Raw genomic sequence first — 17,741 nt, forward strand, 5'->3', positions numbered from 1 at the left:
TATATTCAGAATCAAGAAAGGCCGGAGAAGTGACAGCCCTCTACGGGCTGTTTGCTATCCATCTCCATCCAAACGACAAAGCTACGCAATGCCGCTATGGATGGAGAATTCCGCAAAACCCGTTAAACTAAAAAAAGCGGGCTATGCCCGCCTCACTCAACTCACTTGAGATTGTTCTACTGAGCGCCCTCTTCCTTGCCACTGCATGAAGAGAAGCACCGATACCAGCGCTATTCCAACAAAACCTAAACCCGCTGGATTAAAGAGCAGCACTGGCAAACTGATGACCGCCAATCCTCTCTCTAATAATGTAAGACCCTTAATCAGATACCCTTCAATAGCCACAGCCATGGCAATGATGATGGCAATAGTCTGAGCAACTGCCATTAGCAATCCTGCAAAATCACCTTCGGTATTAATCAGACCGGTATAAGCCATCATGATAGGAATCAGGAACAAGCCAGCAGCCAGTTTGAAGGCCTCAACGGATGATTTCATCGGGCTGGCATTCGCAACACCGGCACCAGCAAATGCAGCCAGAGCAATAGGCGGCGTAACATTAGAGGTCTGGGACAACCAGAAAACAATCAAATGAGAAGTAAGCAGCGGCAATCCAAAATCACCCAACAGCGGCACAGCCATCACAGCAAGCACTATATAGGCGGCAGTAACGGGCAACCCCATTCCCAACACCAAAGCCACAAGACTGATCAGAATCAGAGCAGTAAACAGGTAACCACCCGAGAGTGCCATGACAAACTGAGTGAACTGCAAGCCAATACCTGTCTGACCCACCACACCAACAATGATACCCGCCGCCGCACAAGCGACAGAAATAGGCAATGCCAGCAACGCACCCGACTTAAGCCCTTCAATAATCTTTTTGATTCCTACACGACTATGCTTTCTTAGTGCAGCGGTCAGCAATATAGCGGCACAACCCGCCACTCCAACTAACAGTGGTGAGTATCCCATCATCAGCAGAGCCGTAATTAACACCAAAGGAATAAGGAAGTGAGCCCCCTGCTTCATGACACTCCAGACAGCTTCGGTCCGGCTTACGGTAGGCAGCTCCAACTTGCAGGCCATGATATGAACGTATAAGAGCGTACAAAAGAAATAGAGCAACGCTGGAGCAATCGACGCAATCATAATCTCGCTGTAAGGGACACCGGTAAACTGCGCCATAACAAACGCACCGGCCCCCATAATAGGCGGCATGATTTGCCCACCGGTAGAAGCAGCGGCTTCTATGCCTGCAGCCTGTTCCGGTTTATAGCCCAGCTTTTTCATCATGGGTATGGTGATTGAGCCAGTGGTCACCGTATTGGCAATAGCAGAGCCGGAAATAGAACCCAAACCCGCAGACGCAATAACCGCAGCTTTAGCAGGCCCACCCCGGTATTTACCCGCAACAGCAAAAGCCAGATCAATAAAGAACTTACCCGCACCGGTCACTTCCAGGAAAGCTCCGAAGAGCACAAAGATGAATACGGTTGTGGCTGCAATACCCAAAGCAGAACCAAACACTCCATTACTGGAGAAAATCTGAAACTGAACCAGCTCCTGAATACTGTAACTCTTGGTGGCCAGCGCCCCCGGAAGCAGATCTCCAAAGCCGCTGTAAGCCAGAAACAACAGCGCAATCAGCACCATTACCCAACCTACCGCTCGACGACAGGCCTCCAGCATCAAAACCACATAAGCCACACCGGCGTACAGGTCATAGTCAGTAAGGCCATACAGAAGATAATTAATATCGTTGTAGTCAAAATTAATGACTCGAAAGCCCGCTACAACGGTAACAACAGCCAGCATCAAATCAAACAATCTGACCGGCACAAAAAAACGACTCTCTTCGTTTTTCAACAAAGGATAATGAAGGAATATCAGCACCATGACCCAGCCCAGATGCACCGGCCTGAAATAAGTGGCAGAAATCGTCGAGGTAATTCCCTGCCAGATCTGAAACGCTGACAGGAGGACAGCACAGACGAGGACCAGATAGCCCAGCGCTTTAAATACGACTTTATTCATTAAGACACCAAAGGGGCTGTTGACGTTTTGTTATCGTGCTCAGCACTGTCAAAAAGCGATCACAACAAGGTAATGCAGGTATAGCTCTGACTACATCTAAGAGACTTAACATACTGGGTGAGCGTTTCTCGGAGCATCCTGCACACCCGTCCATAGGACTGCTTCTGGAGCATCCACGACTGCCTCCAGAAGTTTAAATGACGCAGAAGCTTTCGAACTTCTACGCCCGATCCTGAAAACTCAAGGAACCGTTGAGCGTGAAAGCTCAACGCCAACAGCGCCTACTATTCAGTTGATGGAGTTCAGGTATTTTTCAGCACCAGGATGCAGCGGTACACCTGACAGTCGACTGGCATTTGATTTAGTGGTTGCTTCAGCCACTTTAACCACCTTACGAACATCACCCATGTTTTCAAATGCTGCCTTGGTGAGGCTGAACGCCATGTCATCCGTCATATCAGCACGCACTACCAGCACATTCCAGATACTCAGGGTATCAACCTGACCAACGCCGTTGTAAACCTCGCCCGGAATGGTATAACTGCTGTAAGCCGGATTGTCGGCAATAAACTTTTCACGCTCTTTCTCAGAAACAGGCAGAACGCGAACCTTGTGAGTCAGTGCAACCTGAGTCACTGCACCCACACCCTGACCACCTACAATAAAGCCAGCATCTACCTGGCCATTAGCCAGCGCATTGGTGGTTTCAGAGTAATTCAGGTAGACCGCACGAATATCTTTCTTAGGATCAATTCCCACACTTTTCAGCAATGCAGCAGAGGTCACAGCAGTACCGGAGCCAGGCGCACCCAGAGATACCCGTTTACCTTTCAGATCAGACAGCTTGGTGATATCTGAATTCTGCAGCGTCAAAGCGTGAACCAGATTAGGGTAGAGTGCGAACAGTACTTTGACTGGCATTTCGCCAGGAAACTGCCCTTCGCCTTTGTAGGCATCCAAAACAACATTACCCATGGCAATGCCAGCCAGCATATCGCCACGAACCACCTTAATGGTATTTTCAACAGAAGCAGCGGTCACTTCTGCTTTTACATTGACCCCCTCAACCTTATCCGACCAAACCTTTGCCAGCGCTCCTCCTAATGGGTAATAAATACCACTCTGACCACCCGTACCAATGGAATAATTCTGTGCAAAGGAGAGCGCAGGCAGGATCAGCGCAAAGACTGCAGCAACAAGACGCATCATGATTCCCCTATAAAATGTTTTTTATATTTTTATACCGTGAAAACCTCTTCATCACCCAAAGCGATAAAGCGACTCAATAGTTCACGGCTGTTTCTGTCGAACGACAGCTGTCAGGTCCAGGCGCGGTATTAATACAAAATTGACACGCCGGTTTCGGATTCTACCTAAGGGAGGGCATTTAGAGAAGCAGGAGGATGCCTTAAACTGATTTAGCTCAATAATGAATGTCGACATTAGTCAGCAGACTGACTGGAAACCATCCAGTCAGTCTCAAACAGAAAACGAAATCAGGACATTTCCTGCTCAACCACCTTTGCCAGCCTCTCGGTATGAGTGCGCACTTCTTCAGCGTTCTCACCTTCTACCATGACCCGGATAACCGGCTCGGTACCCGAAGGCCTCAATAGCACACGACCGCGCCCAGCCAACTCAGCTTCAGACTGCTGAACCGCTGCAACAATACCGGGCACTTTGTCGGTATCTTTTTTCTCTTTTACCCGAACATTAATCATGGTCTGCGGGAACTTGCTCATTCCACCACGTAGTTCGGACAACTGTTTACCAGAGCGAACCATGGCTTTAAGAACCTGAAGTGCAGAAACAATACCGTCGCCAGTGGTGGACACATCCCTACAGATAATGTGACCAGAGGATTCACCACCAATCAGCCAGTCATTTTTCAGCAACAACTCATTCACATAGCGGTCACCCACCTTGGCACGGGCAAAAGGAATATCTTCCGCTTCAAGCGCCTTTTCCATTCCCAGATTGGTCATCAGGGTTCCGACAACACCGCCATTCAGTTCATTATGCTGGCGACGATCCAGTGCAATGATAAAGAGCAATTCATCACCATCAACGATCTCACCCCTGTCATCCACCATGATGACGCGATCACCATCACCATCAAAGGCAATGCCCAGGTCCGCACCACGCTCTTTAACAATCTCGGCCAGTTTATCCGGCTGAGTGGAACCACAACCTTCATTGATATTCAGCCCGTCTGGCTTAATACCAATGGAATGAACATTAGCCCCCAACTCTCTGAAGACAGCGGGTCCAACCTGGTATGTGGCACCATGACCGGCATCAATGACAATATTCATACCCCGCAAGTCGAGCTGATGGGCGGTACTGGCTTTGCAATACTCAATATAACGACCCGAAGCATCATCCAGTCGCGTTACCTTGCCCAGCTCATTAGAAGTCACAACCTCAATATCGCCTTCCATCAAAGCTTCGATTTTTGCTTCGACATCATCTGATAACTTAGTGCCATTACCAGCAAAAAACTTGATACCATTGTCGTAGAAAGGATTATGAGATGCACTGATCACAATACCGGCCTGCCCATTAAAGGTGCGGGTCAGATAAGCAATAGCCGGTGTTGGCATAGGACCGGTCAGACATACATCGATACCTGCCGCAGACAAACCCGCCTCCAGAGCAGACTCAAACATATAGCCAGAGATACGGGTATCCTTGCCAATTACAACTTTACCTTCACCTTCTGCCGCAAGCACCTTACCCGCAGCCCAACCAAGCTTGAGAACGAAATCCGGAGTAATGGGGAACTCTCCCACCTTGCCACGAATACCATCGGTGCCGAAAAACTTGCGACTCATAAATTAACCCTTATTCAATTCAATAGCCCGACACGTGAATACACTCAGTAAAAGCACTCTCAGTCAGTTTACAAAGCAGAGTAACAGGCATACGCAGGCAGCAGACTGTTTTATCGTAACCGTTAAGATTCTTTCATCGTCCGAAGTCAGCAAAAAATAACCCCGTTCAATTTCGGCGCCTGGATAAAACAGTCGTGCAGAAGAATTCTGAAATGATGAATACAAAGTGAATTATTGCATAACTGTAACAGTCGCTTAATAGAAATAGTTGTCTGTTTAATGACAACCTGACTTCCCTGCCAGGCAGACCGAAAGAACTACAACCCTGACGGCCTGATGAAAACCAATCCAAAAAGAACGTCCGGGAAGGAATTATGCTGATTTAACGGCATCGACCATACGAACAACATCAACCGTTTCTGCGACATCATGCACTCTAATAATGCTCGCCCCTGCCTGAGCCGCCATGACAGCCACAGCCAGACTGGCATTTAAACGCTCTTCGGCTGGCTTATCGAGAACTGCCGCTATAAATGACTTCCTGGACATACCCGCCAATACAGGAAAGCCGTGCGCCACTATACGGTTTAGATCATTGAGTAACTGCAGATCATACGCTGGAGTCTTACCAAACATACCTCCGCCAAAACCAGGGTCCAATACCAGTCTGCCTCTCGCAATACCCACCGCCTCACAAGCCTGGACCCGATTAAGCAAGTAATCACTCACCTCACCGGCAACATCATCGTAATGTGGCACAAAACCTGGCTCAGGCTGATCTACTAAAGAGTGCATTAAAACAACAGGAAGATCTGTTGCTGCAGCTGCCTCAAGAGCTCCATCACGCATAAGAGCCCTCACATCATTGATCATACCCGCTCCCGCTCTAGCCCCCTCACGAATAACCAGAGCCGAGCTCGTATCCATCGATACCACCTGATCAAAGTTGTTTTTGAGCGCCTCAATAACAGGAACAACTCTTTCAAGCTCCTGTTCACAGGTAATGGCACCGTTAGCCCCCGGGCGAGTTGACTCTCCACCAACATCCAGAATATCGACACCATCTTTGACCATTTGATCAGCCACACTCAGCACCTGATCCAGATTCTGATAGCGGCTGCCTTCAAAAAAAGAGTCTGGGGTAATATTAAGAATCCCCATAACGAGGGTACGATCAAAAGTCAGCGTTTTCCCGGCACAATTCAACTTCTTCATTATCACGTGCTCCTGAATATTCCTGAGATTGGGCTACGAGTGAAAGATAGATTCTCTTCCAGAAAGCAAAAAGCTATTTTTATTCAATTCCCCCGGCCCCTATCTCAACTTTCAGAGCGAAGGATGACAGGAATTCATTATTTCTGAGAAACAAGAACCCGCTGCCAAAGTCAGTGATTTAGCATCAGCCAATAAAAAAGGCAGGATTCTCATCCTGCCTTTTCTTTTGATCCGAAAGAATCAGTGTTCGCCTGCCGGCCCACCGATTGGTCCTTTCTTCTCATCATTATCATTGTCGGTATCGTTGGAAGATTCTGACTCTTCAGGAGTCTCTTCCGCCTTGATACCGGCATCGCCACCTCCATCAGATGAGGAATCAGAAGACTCCTTGGGAGGACGAGGCGTTCTGCCATTCATGATGTCGTCAATCTGATCAGAATCGATGGTTTCATACTGCATCAGAGCATCAGCCATCATATCCAACTTACTGCGATTTTCTTCCAGCAAGCGCTCTGCAGTGGTGTAACACTCATCAATAAAGCTACGAACTTCTTCATCAATCAGTCTTGCAGTTTCACCGGAAACATTCATCTTTCCGCCACCACTGCCATAGTTCTTACCCAGGAAAACCTCACCATCTTCATCATCGTACTGAAGCGGTCCAAGTTTTTCTGACAGACCCCACTTGGTCACCATATTTCTGGCAATCTGGGTTGCACGCTGAATATCGTTGGAAGCACCGGTGGTTACCCCCGCCTTACCCAAGGTCATTTCTTCAGCAATACGACCACCGAACAGAGAACAGATCTGACTCATCAGGGCTTCTTTGCTCTGACTGTAACGATCTTCTTCTGGCAGGAACATGGTCACACCCAGGGCACGGCCCCGTGGAATGATACTCACCTTGTAAACCGGATCATGATCAGGAACCAGTCGACCCACAATGGCATGGCCTGCTTCATGATAAGCGGTATTACGCTTCTCTTTCTCGCTCATTACCATGGATTTGCGCTCAGCGCCCATCATGATCTTGTCTTTAGCGAGATCGAATTCATTCATTCCTACCATGCGCCTGTTGGCACGGGCAGCAAACAATGCAGCTTCGTTAACCAGGTTGGAAAGATCCGCACCGGAGAAACCAGGAGTACCACGAGCGATTACTGCTGGTTCAACGTCGTCAGCAATAGGCACCTTACGCATGTGAACTTTCAGAATCTGCTCACGACCACGGATGTCTGGCAGACCAACCACCACCTGACGGTCAAAACGGCCAGGACGCAACAAAGCAGGGTCCAGAACGTCAGGACGGTTGGTAGCAGCAATTACGATAATACCGTCGTTTGCTTCAAAACCATCCATCTCAACCAGCAACTGGTTAAGGGTTTGCTCACGCTCATCGTGACCACCACCCATGCCAGCACCACGGTGACGACCTACCGCATCAATCTCGTCAATAAAGATAATGCAGGGAGCTTGCTTTTTAGCTTGCTCGAACATGTCACGGACACGGGAAGCACCCACACCCACGAACATTTCAACAAAGTCTGAACCGGAAATGGTGAAGAACGGTACCTTGGCCTCACCTGCAATAGCCTTAGCCAGCAGTGTTTTACCTGTACCTGGAGGACCCACCATCAGGACGCCACGAGGAATTCGGCCACCCAGACGCTGGAACTTGCCAGGGTCTTTCAGGAAGTCGACCAGTTCCTGCACGTCTTCTTTGGCTTCTTCAACACCAGCCACATCAGCAAACGTGGTTTTAATCTGATCTTCCGACAGCAGCCTGGCTTTACTCTTGCCAAAGCTCATTGGGCCGCCACGGCCACCGCCGCCACCCTGCATCTGTCGCATAAAGAACATGAAGACAGCAAGAATCACCAGAATCGGAAAACTGGCAACCAGCAACTGAGTCCAGATGCTTTGCTTTTCAATAGGTTTGGATTCGATTTGGACATTAGCGCGCAGCAGCTCATCCATCAGCTGATTGTCGGGCACTGCAGGAGGCAGGTTGGTCTCAAAACGCTCACTGCTGCTCATGAGTCCAGTAATGGTAAACCCATCAATCACTACCTTGCTGACCTGACGATTTTCTACCGCACTAACGAAGTCAGAATAACTGAGCTTCTGGGTAGAAGACTGCATGCCATCGAAGTTTTTGAATACGGTCAACAGCACTAGGGCAATGATGACCCATAAAATCAAATTTTTTGCCATATCATTCAAAGGGCTACCCTCACTTGAGCGTACTGAAGCCTGTAGCGAACGGTGTTAAAGGGCATAATTACCGGCTCTGCTCTCTCTTATGGTTAATTCGCACAATCTACCATACACGAATGGCAGATTGGGTGACAGTCATCAGCTGTCTATTGGGCAGATAGAAAGAATCTATGATTCCGGCAGGTCTGCTTTAAACTGCGCTGCGACATGGTTTTCAGGGCTTTTTCAGACTTTTGTCAGGTCTGTGTCAAGACAGGATAGTTATTCACCATCACACCTTGAACGAACACTGCATTTCAACACCCTGTCATAGAAATGCGTTCAGGATATAAAGTTTCTGGCCAAAAGAAACACCTCTCTGGACCGTGCTCTTGAAGAGCCCGGTTTTCGGGTAATCACTTTCTGGAATGAGGTTTTCATATCCTTGTGAAATTCTTGATACCCTTCTCCCTGGAATGTCTTGGTCAGGAAAGAGCCGTTTTTCTTCAGCACTTGCCTGGACAGATCCAGAGCCAGCTCAGCCAGATAAATGGCCCTGGGCTGATCTACTGCCAGTGTACCACTCATATTGGGGGCCATATCGGAAATTACAAGGTCTACCTTGTCACTTCCAATCGTTTCCAGGATTTTTTCCAGTACAGCGTCTTCGGTAAAGTCACCCTGAACAAAGTCAACTCCGGCAATGGGGTCCATGGGAAGAATGTCCGATGCAACCACACGACCATTATCTCCCACCATCTCAATGGCAACCTGAGACCAGCCACCCGGGGCTGCCCCCAGGTCAACGATCTTCATACCCGGCTTGATCAGCTTATCCTTTTCCTGAATCTCAATCAGCTTGTAACTGGCCCGGGAACGATAGCCGTCTTCCTGTGAACGTTTTACGTATTCGTCTTCAAAGTGCTCCTGCAGCCAGCGAGCACTGCTTTTGGATCTGGCCATTCTATACCTTAATGCCAATAGCGAAAGTAAAGCCGTTATTCGTGACTCATGCCTGCCTTTGAAAAATAGTTTGCCACACCATTATTCATCATAATGGGCGGAGCAAAATATTTTTTCGCTATGGGCATTTGTGAGCCATAGAGAATAAAGTAGAATAATGAACTTTTGATCAGCAGTTTCCAACCCGGTTTTTCCCTATCAGACAAAAACCGAGAAGCGAGCCCTCCATTCATGTGCATGTCGGTACTAATGTACTACACAGCCTTGTTTAATCGCTCACCCGGAATCTGCTGCCCGATTGCCATGGCTGTATGCAATCGGCTTACTGGATATTCAGCCTCAGGATTCTGAAATCATGAGCATTAGTTCTGAAAAAAAGAGACATTACCGTTCCCTCGGCCACAAACTGAAACCTGTTGTTATGGTGGCAGGTAATGGTCTGAGTGACGGTGTTATTGAAGAAACGCTTCGCGCCCTGCACGATCACGAGTTGATCAAGGTAAAGTTTGCCGTTGGCGATCGCGAAATCAAGAAAGAAGCTATTACCGAACTGTGCAACAAGACTCAGGCAGAGCTGATTCAAACCATTGGTAACATTGCTCTTATCTACAAAGAGAACAAGGACGCCAAACCCAACCTGTCGAATATCAAAAGCTTCTGATAGTCCCGGTGCCTGAACCTCAGGCACCCATTCCACCTGCTTTTAACTCACTAATTTATATCTTTTTCAACACATAGGTTGATGTAGGTGACTGAATCAACTCATCTTGCCACATAAAACCCTCATACTCATTACCCAACGGCAGCAAGTGCTCAAGCAGCTCAAAACCCGCCTTCTTAAAGAGCCCTCTATAGTCAGCATCTGTCCAATAATAATCATCAAAGGTGAGCGACACCCCCTTCACAGAGAGTTTTATTGCCTTACCGCTCACTGGCTCCAGCCCTTCTTCTTGAAAATCGTAAAAAATAGACCGGTAGCCAGGTTGATAAAGCGCCTCCGATGTAACCAACACCAATAAAACACCACCTGGCTTCAGTACTCGGCACGACTCATCGAGAATGTTCTGTATTTCACCCCTACTGGAAACATCCATCAGCACATAGCAATTAAAAACCAATTCAAACTGATGATCTGCGCTCTCCACTTCGGCTGACTTAATCACACTGAAAGGAACCAGAGGATTATTCGCTCTGGCCAGCTCCAGCATTTCAGGCTTAATATCCACCCCCTCCACTTCATATCCCAACCCCTGTAAAAAAGGCACTCGGATTCCGGGACCACAGCCATAATCCAGAACTCTGTTACCAGGAGGCGGATATTTTTGCAGCAAATCAGGCACATCCCGCAAATAGAGATAACTGATATCGCCACTGGCGACTTCGTCATATATTTTGCCGTCATAAGAGGCCATAAACACCTCAACAGAAATATTATTAACTTTAACAGGATGCTGATATCCACCCTTACGCTGATCCAGACTAGCAAAAGTTCAAACCGTCACCAGCGCTCAATTAATAATACAAAGCTTATATTTATTTTTAATCTAGAATGCTTTCAAACCATCTGACGATCTGGAGCGGGCAATGAAGATTCTTTATTCGCTACTTCTTTCCACTTTAATTTCTCTATCCGCCTATGCCGATTTCACTAACTATCTGACCCTGAACATCAAGAATATAGACACTGAAACCATGACATTTCGCGAGGACCAGTCAGGCTTTCACAGCGACATCGAAGTCCCCGACTGTCAATGCCCCGGAAGCCACTGTTGTCTCTATGGTTTTTCTGTTGCCCCCGGGGACACCATGAAAGCTTTAGCTACATTCCGTTATCAGCACAAGGAGCCCGTTGTCGAAGACATCGGAGTCGAGGTCAGCTTTAGTAGCACAAAACAACAAATGACCATTAATACCTGGGGATTCTTTGATCACGACTATGATCAGAAGATCACCTATAACAACCAGCAGGTTTGGTACAAAAGATTTGATATCAACCAGGTACCAGTCAACCAGATCATACAGATGGAATGCGATCGAAAAAAATGCAAACTGACAGCTCGAACCCGATCAGAGTAGCCTTACACAGACTTCAAAAGCAGAAGTAGTACCAAGAGTAAAAAACGATTTGAAAGTTTTCGGAAGGACACTGACCGCAATCAGTAAGTAACAGGACAAAAACGACACTCTACATCAATCTATAAAAGACTGATGTAGAGTACAGAGATCAATCAGACGTGCTTAACCTCATCAATCTCATATTCAACATTGCCAGAAGGTGTGTTCACAATCACCACATCACCCTCTTCTTTACCCACCAGGGCACGAGCAATAGGTGAGTTTACAGAGATTTTGTTGTGTTTGATTTCTGCTTCATCATCCCCAACAATCTTGTACTCCACCCCATCATCCGTATCCAGATTTACCATTACAACAGTGGTACCAAACAAAACTTTACCGGACTTGTTGATCGTAGTGATATCAATGATCTGGGCATTGGATAATTTACCCTCAATATCATTAATACGACCTTCAGCAAAGCTCTGCTGTTCACGGGCTGCGTGATACTCAGCATTCTCTTTTAAATCCCCCAGCTCCCGAGCTTCGGCAATCGCCTGGGAAATACGTGGTCGATCAACCGTTTTCAGTTGAGTCAATTCTTCGCGGAGAGCTTTTTCGCCCTCCACTGTCATTGGATATCGATTCATCCAGTCTTACCTTCGTGCAAATCCTGAAGTCTTCTGACTGTTTTTTCCGAGCCAAAGGCAATGGCTCGGGCAATAGCTTCTGCACCCGCCATAGTGGTGGTGTAGAGAACCTTATTGGTCAGGGAAGATCGGCGGATTGTATAGGAGTCCGCAATGGCCTGACGACCTTCGGTAGTGTTGACCACAAAGGCTATATCACCATTAACGATGCTGTCCACCATATTTGGTCGACCTTCCATCACCTTTTTGACCTTGGTCACTGGTAAACCGGCATCTTCGATGACCTGAGCCGTTCCGCCGGTTGCCATTAATTCAAAACCGGTATCCATCAGCAGACGGGCAATACCTGGCACCATTGGCTTATCCTGGTCACGAACACTGATGATCACACGACCACCTTCTGGCAGTGCCATGTTTTCAGCCAACTGAGCTTTGTAATAAGCTTCAGGGAAAGAGGCTCCCACACCCATCACTTCACCGGTAGACTTCATCTCAGGGCCGAGAATCGGATCCACTCCGGGGAATTTATTGAATGGGAAGATAGCTTCTTTCACACAGAAGTAAGGAGGCACGATCTCTTTGGTAAACTCCAGTTCCTCCAGAGTTTTGCCCATCATGACTCGCGCGGCAACCTTGGCCAGGGAGTGTCCAATGCACTTGGAGACAAAAGGTACTGTACGAGAAGCACGAGGGTTCACCTCAATCACGTAAAGCTCACCATCCTGCAACGCCAGCTGCACATTCATCAGACCTACAACACCCAGCTCCATGGCCATGGCTTTCACCTGCTCACGGATTTTATCCTGAATGCGCGGACTAAGACTGTAAGGAGGCAGAGAGCAACCAGAATCGCCTGAGTGAATACCCGCCTGCTCAATGTGCTGCATGATGGCACCAATTACCACACGCTCACCGTCGCATACAGCGTCTACATCTACCTCTACCGCACGATTCAGGAACAGATCCAGCAGAACCGGACTGTCATTGGAAACCTGTACAGCTTCCTTCATGTACTTCTGCAGCTCTTGTTCACCGGCAACGATTTCCATCGCACGCCCACCCAACACATAGGAAGGACGAACCACCAGTGGATATCCGATCTCAGTAGCCCTGGCTACTGCTTCTTCGGCACTGCGAACGGTAGCATTGGCTGGCTGCAAAAGACCCAGCTTCTGAATCATACCCTGAAAACGCTCACGGTCTTCAGCCTGATCAATAGCGTCAGGACTGGTACCGATAATAGGTACACCTTCCGCTTCCAGCGCACGCGCTAATTTCAATGGCGTCTGACCACCGTAGTGAACAATGACACCTTTGGGCTTTTCTACATCAATGACGGCCAGAACATCTTCCAGAGTCACAGGCTCAAAGTAGAGACGATCAGAAGTGTCATAGTCGGTAGAAACCGTTTCAGGGTTACAGTTGACCATGATGGTCTCATAACCGTCTTCACGGGCAGCCATAGCAGCGTGCACACAGCAGTAATCGAATTCGATCCCCTGACCAATGCGGTTTGGACCACCACCGATCACCATGATTTTTTCATTATCGGTTGGGGCTGCCTCACACTCTTCTTCATAAGTGGAGTACATGTATGCTGTCGTAGAAGAAAATTCAGCAGCACAGGTATCAACACGCTTGAAGACAGGCTTGATATTCAACTGACGACGATGATTTCTCACGTCCGCTTCTGGAATACCCATCACTTCAGCCAGACGAGCGTCACTGAAACCTTTACGCTTAAGACGGAACAGAGTTCCGGCATCCAGATCGTTCAGGCTCTGACCGACCAGCTTCTGCTCTTCCAGAACAATGTCTTCAATCTGAACCAGGAACCAGTGATCAATCATGCAGCAGTCGAACACTTCCTCACGAGTCATGCCAGCACGGAAAGCATCAGCCACATAATAAGGACGGTCCTCTTTCGGCACGACCAACTCAGCCTTGATCTTTTCAACAGCCCCTTCTGCAGAAACATCCAGCATAGGATTGAAACCGACAGCCCCGGTTTCCAAACCACGCAGCGCTTTCTGCATCGACTCCTGGAAAGTACGACCAATGGCCATCACCTCTCCCACAGACTTCATCTGAGTAGTCAGACGATCATCAGCCTGAGGGAATTTCTCAAAGGCAAAGCGAGGGATCTTGGTAACGACATAATCGATAGTCGGCTCAAAAGACGCGGGAACCACACCACCGGTAATTTCGTTACGCAGCTCGTCCAGGGTGTAACCCACTGCCAGCTTTGCAGCCACTTTAGCAATCGGAAAACCTGTTGCTTTAGAGGCCAGAGCCGATGACCGGGACACTCTGGGATTCATCTCGATAACGACCATACGGCCCGTATCAGGACAAATACCAAACTGAACGTTGGAGCCACCCGTCTCAACACCAATTTCACGCAGCACTGCAACAGAAGCATTACGCATGATCTGATATTCCTTATCAGTCAGCGTTTGCGCTGGTGCAACAGTAATGGAGTCACCCGTATGCACACCCATTGGGTCAAAGTTTTCGATGGAGCAGACAATAATGCAGTTGTCGTTGCGATCACGCACCACTTCCATCTCATACTCTTTCCAACCAATCAGTGATTCATCAATCAACAGTTCATTGGTCGGCGAAAGGTCAAGACCTCGCTTACAGATCTCTTCAAACTCATCACGGTTATAGGCAATACCGCCACCAGAGCCGCCCATGGTGAATGATGGACGGATAATGCATGGAAAGCCGACCTGATCCAGAACCGCCTGAGCCTCTTCCATGGTATGAGCGATTCCGGAAACCGGCGTATCCAGACCAATGCTTTTCATGGCGGTATCGAACATTTCACGGTCTTCAGCCTTGTCGATAGCATCTCGACTGGCACCGATCATCTGCACGCCGTACTTTTCCAGTACACCCTTGTGATGTAAATCCAGAGCACAATTCAGAGCCGTTTGACCACCCATGGTTGGCAGGACAGCATCCGGACGCTCTTTCTCAATAATCTTCTCAACCGTTTCCCAGCGTATTGGCTCGATGTATGTCGCATCGGCCATGCTTGGGTCAGTCATAATAGTGGCCGGGTTAGAGTTCACCAGAATAACCCGGTAACCTTCTTCCTTCAGGGCCTTACAGGCCTGAGCGCCTGAGTAGTCAAATTCACAGGCCTGACCGATGATGATGGGACCCGCACCCAGGATCAGGATGCTTTCAATATCTGTACGTTTCGGCATCGTTGCTCTCGTAACTTATCTCAGGTTTCCGAAGCTCCGCACTCACGGAAACCTGTTGAGTCTGTACTGTATGTCTCTTTTTCAAGCGACCTGATCAGGATTGGGAAGCGGCTGTATGCTCTTCCAGCATGCTGATAAAGCGGTCAAACAGCACCGCCACATCGTGTGGCCCCGGACTGGCTTCAGGGTGTCCCTGAAAACTGAAAGCGGGTCGGTCTGTTAACTCAATCCCCTGAAGACTGCCATCAAAAAGGGATTTATGAGTCACCCGGATATGCCCTGGCAGATTCCCTTCAGACACGGCAAAACCGTGGTTCTGACTGGTGATCATGACTACACCTGAATCAAGGTCTTGCACAGGATGGTTGGCACCGTGATGACCAAACTTCATCTTCATGGTGGCAGCCCCGCTGGCCAGACCCAGCAGTTGATGGCCCAGGCAGATACCAAAGACCGGAATACGGGTTTCCAGGATGTCCTGGATAGCTTTGATCGCATAAACACACGGCTCTGGATCACCAGGACCATTTGACAGAAAAACGCCATCGGGGTTCATGGCCAGAACGTCTTCCGCAGGCGTTTCTGCAGGCACGACGGTCAAACGACAGCCACGCTGAGCCAACATTCTGAGAATATTTCGCTTCACACCAAAGTCATAGGCCACGACATGGTAAGGCTGCTCACTCACAGACTGATGATCATCTGATTCCAACGACCAGACACCTTCCTTCCATTCGTAAGACTCAGAAACCGTTACTTCCTTAGCCAGATCCATACCTTTCAGGCCAGGGAAAGCGCGAGCTTTTTCCAAAGCCGCTGCTTCGTCAATCTGACCCTTTTCATCGGCAACCATGATGCAGCCATTCTGAGCGCCCTTCTCTCGAAGAATACGGGTCAGACGGCGGGTATCAATATCAGCGATCGCTACGATGTTGTTAGTACGAAGATACTCATCGAGAGGCATTTTGTTTCGCCAGTTGCTGGCAAGAAGAGGAAGATCACGAATCACAAGGCCGGCAGAATGAATTTCAGTAGACTCTTCGTCTATAGGAGTAATGCCGGTATTACCAATATGAGGATAGGTGAGAGTAACTATTTGACGGGAATAAGAAGGGTCGGTGAGTATTTCCTGATAGCCTGTCATGGCTGTATTGAAAACTACCTCACCACTGGTTTCTCCATCGGACCCAATGGCAATGCCCCGAAATAGACTTCCGTCTTCCAGAGCCAGTACGGCTGACTTACTCAATGATTCCTCCCACACTTCGACCTGTTCCCGACCAGAGGCAACAGGGCCAATAAACTGATCGGGCGATGCTCACGCCAGCTTGCGAGACAGGTCAGTATCATGTGCCCTGCGTCCCTATATACGCGCTCAAAAAAAGCGAGAGGTAAACTGAATCACCGTCTCGCTTTTTTATCCTACTTTTATTGGGAGCGTCAGTAACACGCCGACTGCCTCAACAAATCTAATGCAAATTTTTCGCATTTAAACACAAAATTTTTGATCGAACAATATTTTTCTAGCAGAAAATACCTAAAATCTTCGCATATAAACCCTATAAAGGCTTAAAACAACATGCACCATACGTAGTCCAGCAAAGAAAGCGCTCTGCCTATTTCTGTTTTGACCCCGACGACTTAACGATTTCTTTTGTGGCATCGGTGACTCTTTTAGCCAGAACAGTAATCAGGTGCGCCTGCAAATAATCAACAAAGGGAGCCCTCCAGTCCCCTCCTGTCTGTGCAGATTGCGACTGGAAATGAGTCATAGAGCCCACCAGCTCCTGCACACTAATCTGCCCCCCATCATCATGCGAAGCAGACGAAGGAGGAGGAGCCGAGGGTTGAGTTTGGGTAGCATGATCGACCATTAAACTGGCAGAATTTGATAAAGGAACCCCGACCTCATGAAGAGGCTCCATTTTTTCAACCCCACAATTATCACAGAGAGTGACCGCCAAAAAATTGGGAGCACTGGCTCTGGAAAGCCCAAAAATACGATACCCCCCAAAAACTTGCCCTCTTCCCCCTGGCCCCACCTCCAGCTGATCAAGCTTGCGCTTTTTAACATCACCCGCCGGATCCGCTTTCCTTTTTCTCTTTTGCCCTTTAACCTTTTCTTCTCCAGCAATCACTTCCATTACCGAAGAGCCTGCCATATCGAATCCCTGAGCTTCTTCCAGAAAACCCTCTGTAACTGGACCCTTCTCATCAGGCACTTCCATGGACAACACTTTTTCCCAATCTGGCCTTACAGACTTTCCAGATAGCACCTCATCAACCCACAGCGCCAGCAATTTATTGACGAGTACATCCGTGACGTCATTACTCTCTAAATCAGCAAAGACTCTTTCATCTGCTGACCTGTTGACTGCCAACTCCTTCCACCTTACCAGGATGTTGGTTTCCAGCTCAGAGATCAGTCTGAGAGACCTTTGTGGTGACTGTTGACATCCTCCCCGCCCTAAAGGACGGGGATTCCTACAGCTAGACGGTCATGCCCGACCGCAAGAATGTTTCTTGCTGCGTTTACGTCACGCAGATGTTCAGCTCCGCACTCTGAACAGACC

At 48.3% G+C, this 17,741-nt stretch carries 14 protein-coding genes; 2 read left to right on the forward strand and 12 right to left on the reverse strand.

From position 1 onward, the window contains the following. Nucleotides 1-156: 156 nt before the first annotated feature. The 6 genes from ACR2PX_RS23405 to rlmE form a co-directional block, all read right to left on the reverse strand. Nucleotides 157-2,037 carry a TRAP transporter permease gene (locus tag ACR2PX_RS23405; RefSeq protein WP_434001765.1) on the reverse strand — a complete coding sequence of 627 codons (1,881 nt, stop codon included), beginning with the start codon at nt 2,035-2,037 and terminating at the stop codon, nt 157-159. A gap of 288 nt (nt 2,038-2,325) precedes the next feature. Beyond that, on the reverse strand, nt 2,326-3,246 hold the full coding sequence (locus tag ACR2PX_RS23410; RefSeq protein WP_434001766.1) for a TAXI family TRAP transporter solute-binding subunit: 921 nt from the start codon (nt 3,244-3,246) through the stop codon (nt 2,326-2,328). 287 nt (nt 3,247-3,533) lie between these two features. Continuing rightward, nucleotides 3,534-4,871, reverse strand: coding sequence for a phosphoglucosamine mutase (glmM, locus tag ACR2PX_RS23415; RefSeq protein WP_434001767.1), 1,338 nt, complete (start codon nt 4,869-4,871; stop codon nt 3,534-3,536). 372 nt (nt 4,872-5,243) lie between these two features. Then, nucleotides 5,244-6,086, reverse strand: coding sequence for a dihydropteroate synthase (folP, locus tag ACR2PX_RS23420; RefSeq protein ID WP_434001768.1), 843 nt, complete (start codon nt 6,084-6,086; stop codon nt 5,244-5,246). Between the two features lie 240 nt (nt 6,087-6,326). Continuing rightward, the gene (ftsH, locus tag ACR2PX_RS23425) at nt 6,327-8,300 is read right to left on the reverse strand and encodes an ATP-dependent zinc metalloprotease FtsH (RefSeq protein WP_434001769.1); all 1,974 of its coding nucleotides are present in this window, start codon (nt 8,298-8,300) and stop codon (nt 6,327-6,329) included. A gap of 324 nt (nt 8,301-8,624) precedes the next feature. Further along, nucleotides 8,625-9,245, reverse strand: coding sequence for a 23S rRNA (uridine(2552)-2'-O)-methyltransferase RlmE (gene rlmE / locus ACR2PX_RS23430; RefSeq protein ID WP_434001770.1), 621 nt, complete (start codon nt 9,243-9,245; stop codon nt 8,625-8,627). A gap of 355 nt (nt 9,246-9,600) precedes the next feature. On the opposite strand from rlmE, the gene yhbY reads away from it, so the two are divergent. Further along, nucleotides 9,601-9,906, forward strand: coding sequence for a ribosome assembly RNA-binding protein YhbY (gene yhbY, locus ACR2PX_RS23435; protein ID WP_434001771.1), 306 nt, complete (start codon nt 9,601-9,603; stop codon nt 9,904-9,906). 55 nt (nt 9,907-9,961) lie between these two features. On the opposite strand, the gene ACR2PX_RS23440 is transcribed toward yhbY, so the two are convergent. Beyond that, nucleotides 9,962-10,657 (reverse strand): class I SAM-dependent methyltransferase, encoded by a 696-nt coding sequence (locus ACR2PX_RS23440; RefSeq protein ID WP_434001772.1) that lies wholly within the window; start codon nt 10,655-10,657, stop codon nt 9,962-9,964. Between the two features lie 172 nt (nt 10,658-10,829). Between ACR2PX_RS23440 and ACR2PX_RS23445 the strand changes: the two genes are divergently transcribed. Beyond that, nucleotides 10,830-11,321 carry a hypothetical protein gene (locus tag ACR2PX_RS23445; RefSeq protein WP_434001773.1) on the forward strand — a complete coding sequence of 164 codons (492 nt, stop codon included), beginning with the start codon at nt 10,830-10,832 and terminating at the stop codon, nt 11,319-11,321. Between the two features lie 152 nt (nt 11,322-11,473). On the opposite strand, the gene greA is transcribed toward ACR2PX_RS23445, so the two are convergent. The 5 genes from greA to ACR2PX_RS23470 form a co-directional block, all read right to left on the reverse strand. Then, the gene (greA, locus tag ACR2PX_RS23450; protein ID WP_434001774.1) at nt 11,474-11,950 is read right to left on the reverse strand and encodes a transcription elongation factor GreA; all 477 of its coding nucleotides are present in this window, start codon (nt 11,948-11,950) and stop codon (nt 11,474-11,476) included. After that, a complete protein-coding gene (gene carB, locus ACR2PX_RS23455; RefSeq protein ID WP_434001775.1) occupies nt 11,947-15,168 on the reverse strand; it encodes a carbamoyl-phosphate synthase large subunit in 3,222 nt (1,073 codons plus the stop codon). Before carB ends, greA begins: the two co-directional genes overlap by 4 nt. A gap of 94 nt (nt 15,169-15,262) precedes the next feature. After that, complete coding sequence (gene carA / locus ACR2PX_RS23460) at nt 15,263-16,417, reverse strand: glutamine-hydrolyzing carbamoyl-phosphate synthase small subunit (RefSeq protein ID WP_434001776.1); 1,155 nt, start codon at nt 16,415-16,417, stop codon at nt 15,263-15,265. Between the two features lie 367 nt (nt 16,418-16,784). Next, nucleotides 16,785-17,549 (reverse strand): hypothetical protein, encoded by a 765-nt coding sequence (locus ACR2PX_RS23465; RefSeq protein ID WP_434001777.1) that lies wholly within the window; start codon nt 17,547-17,549, stop codon nt 16,785-16,787. 86 nt (nt 17,550-17,635) lie between these two features. After that, nucleotides 17,636-17,741, reverse strand: a 106-nt coding sequence (locus ACR2PX_RS23470; RefSeq protein ID WP_433999696.1) for a zinc ribbon domain-containing protein, incomplete at its 5' end; no start/stop codon positions are given.

The sequence above is a fragment of the Endozoicomonas sp. genome, assembly GCF_051008435.1.
Classification (GTDB): domain Bacteria; phylum Pseudomonadota; class Gammaproteobacteria; order Pseudomonadales; family Endozoicomonadaceae; genus Endozoicomonas_A.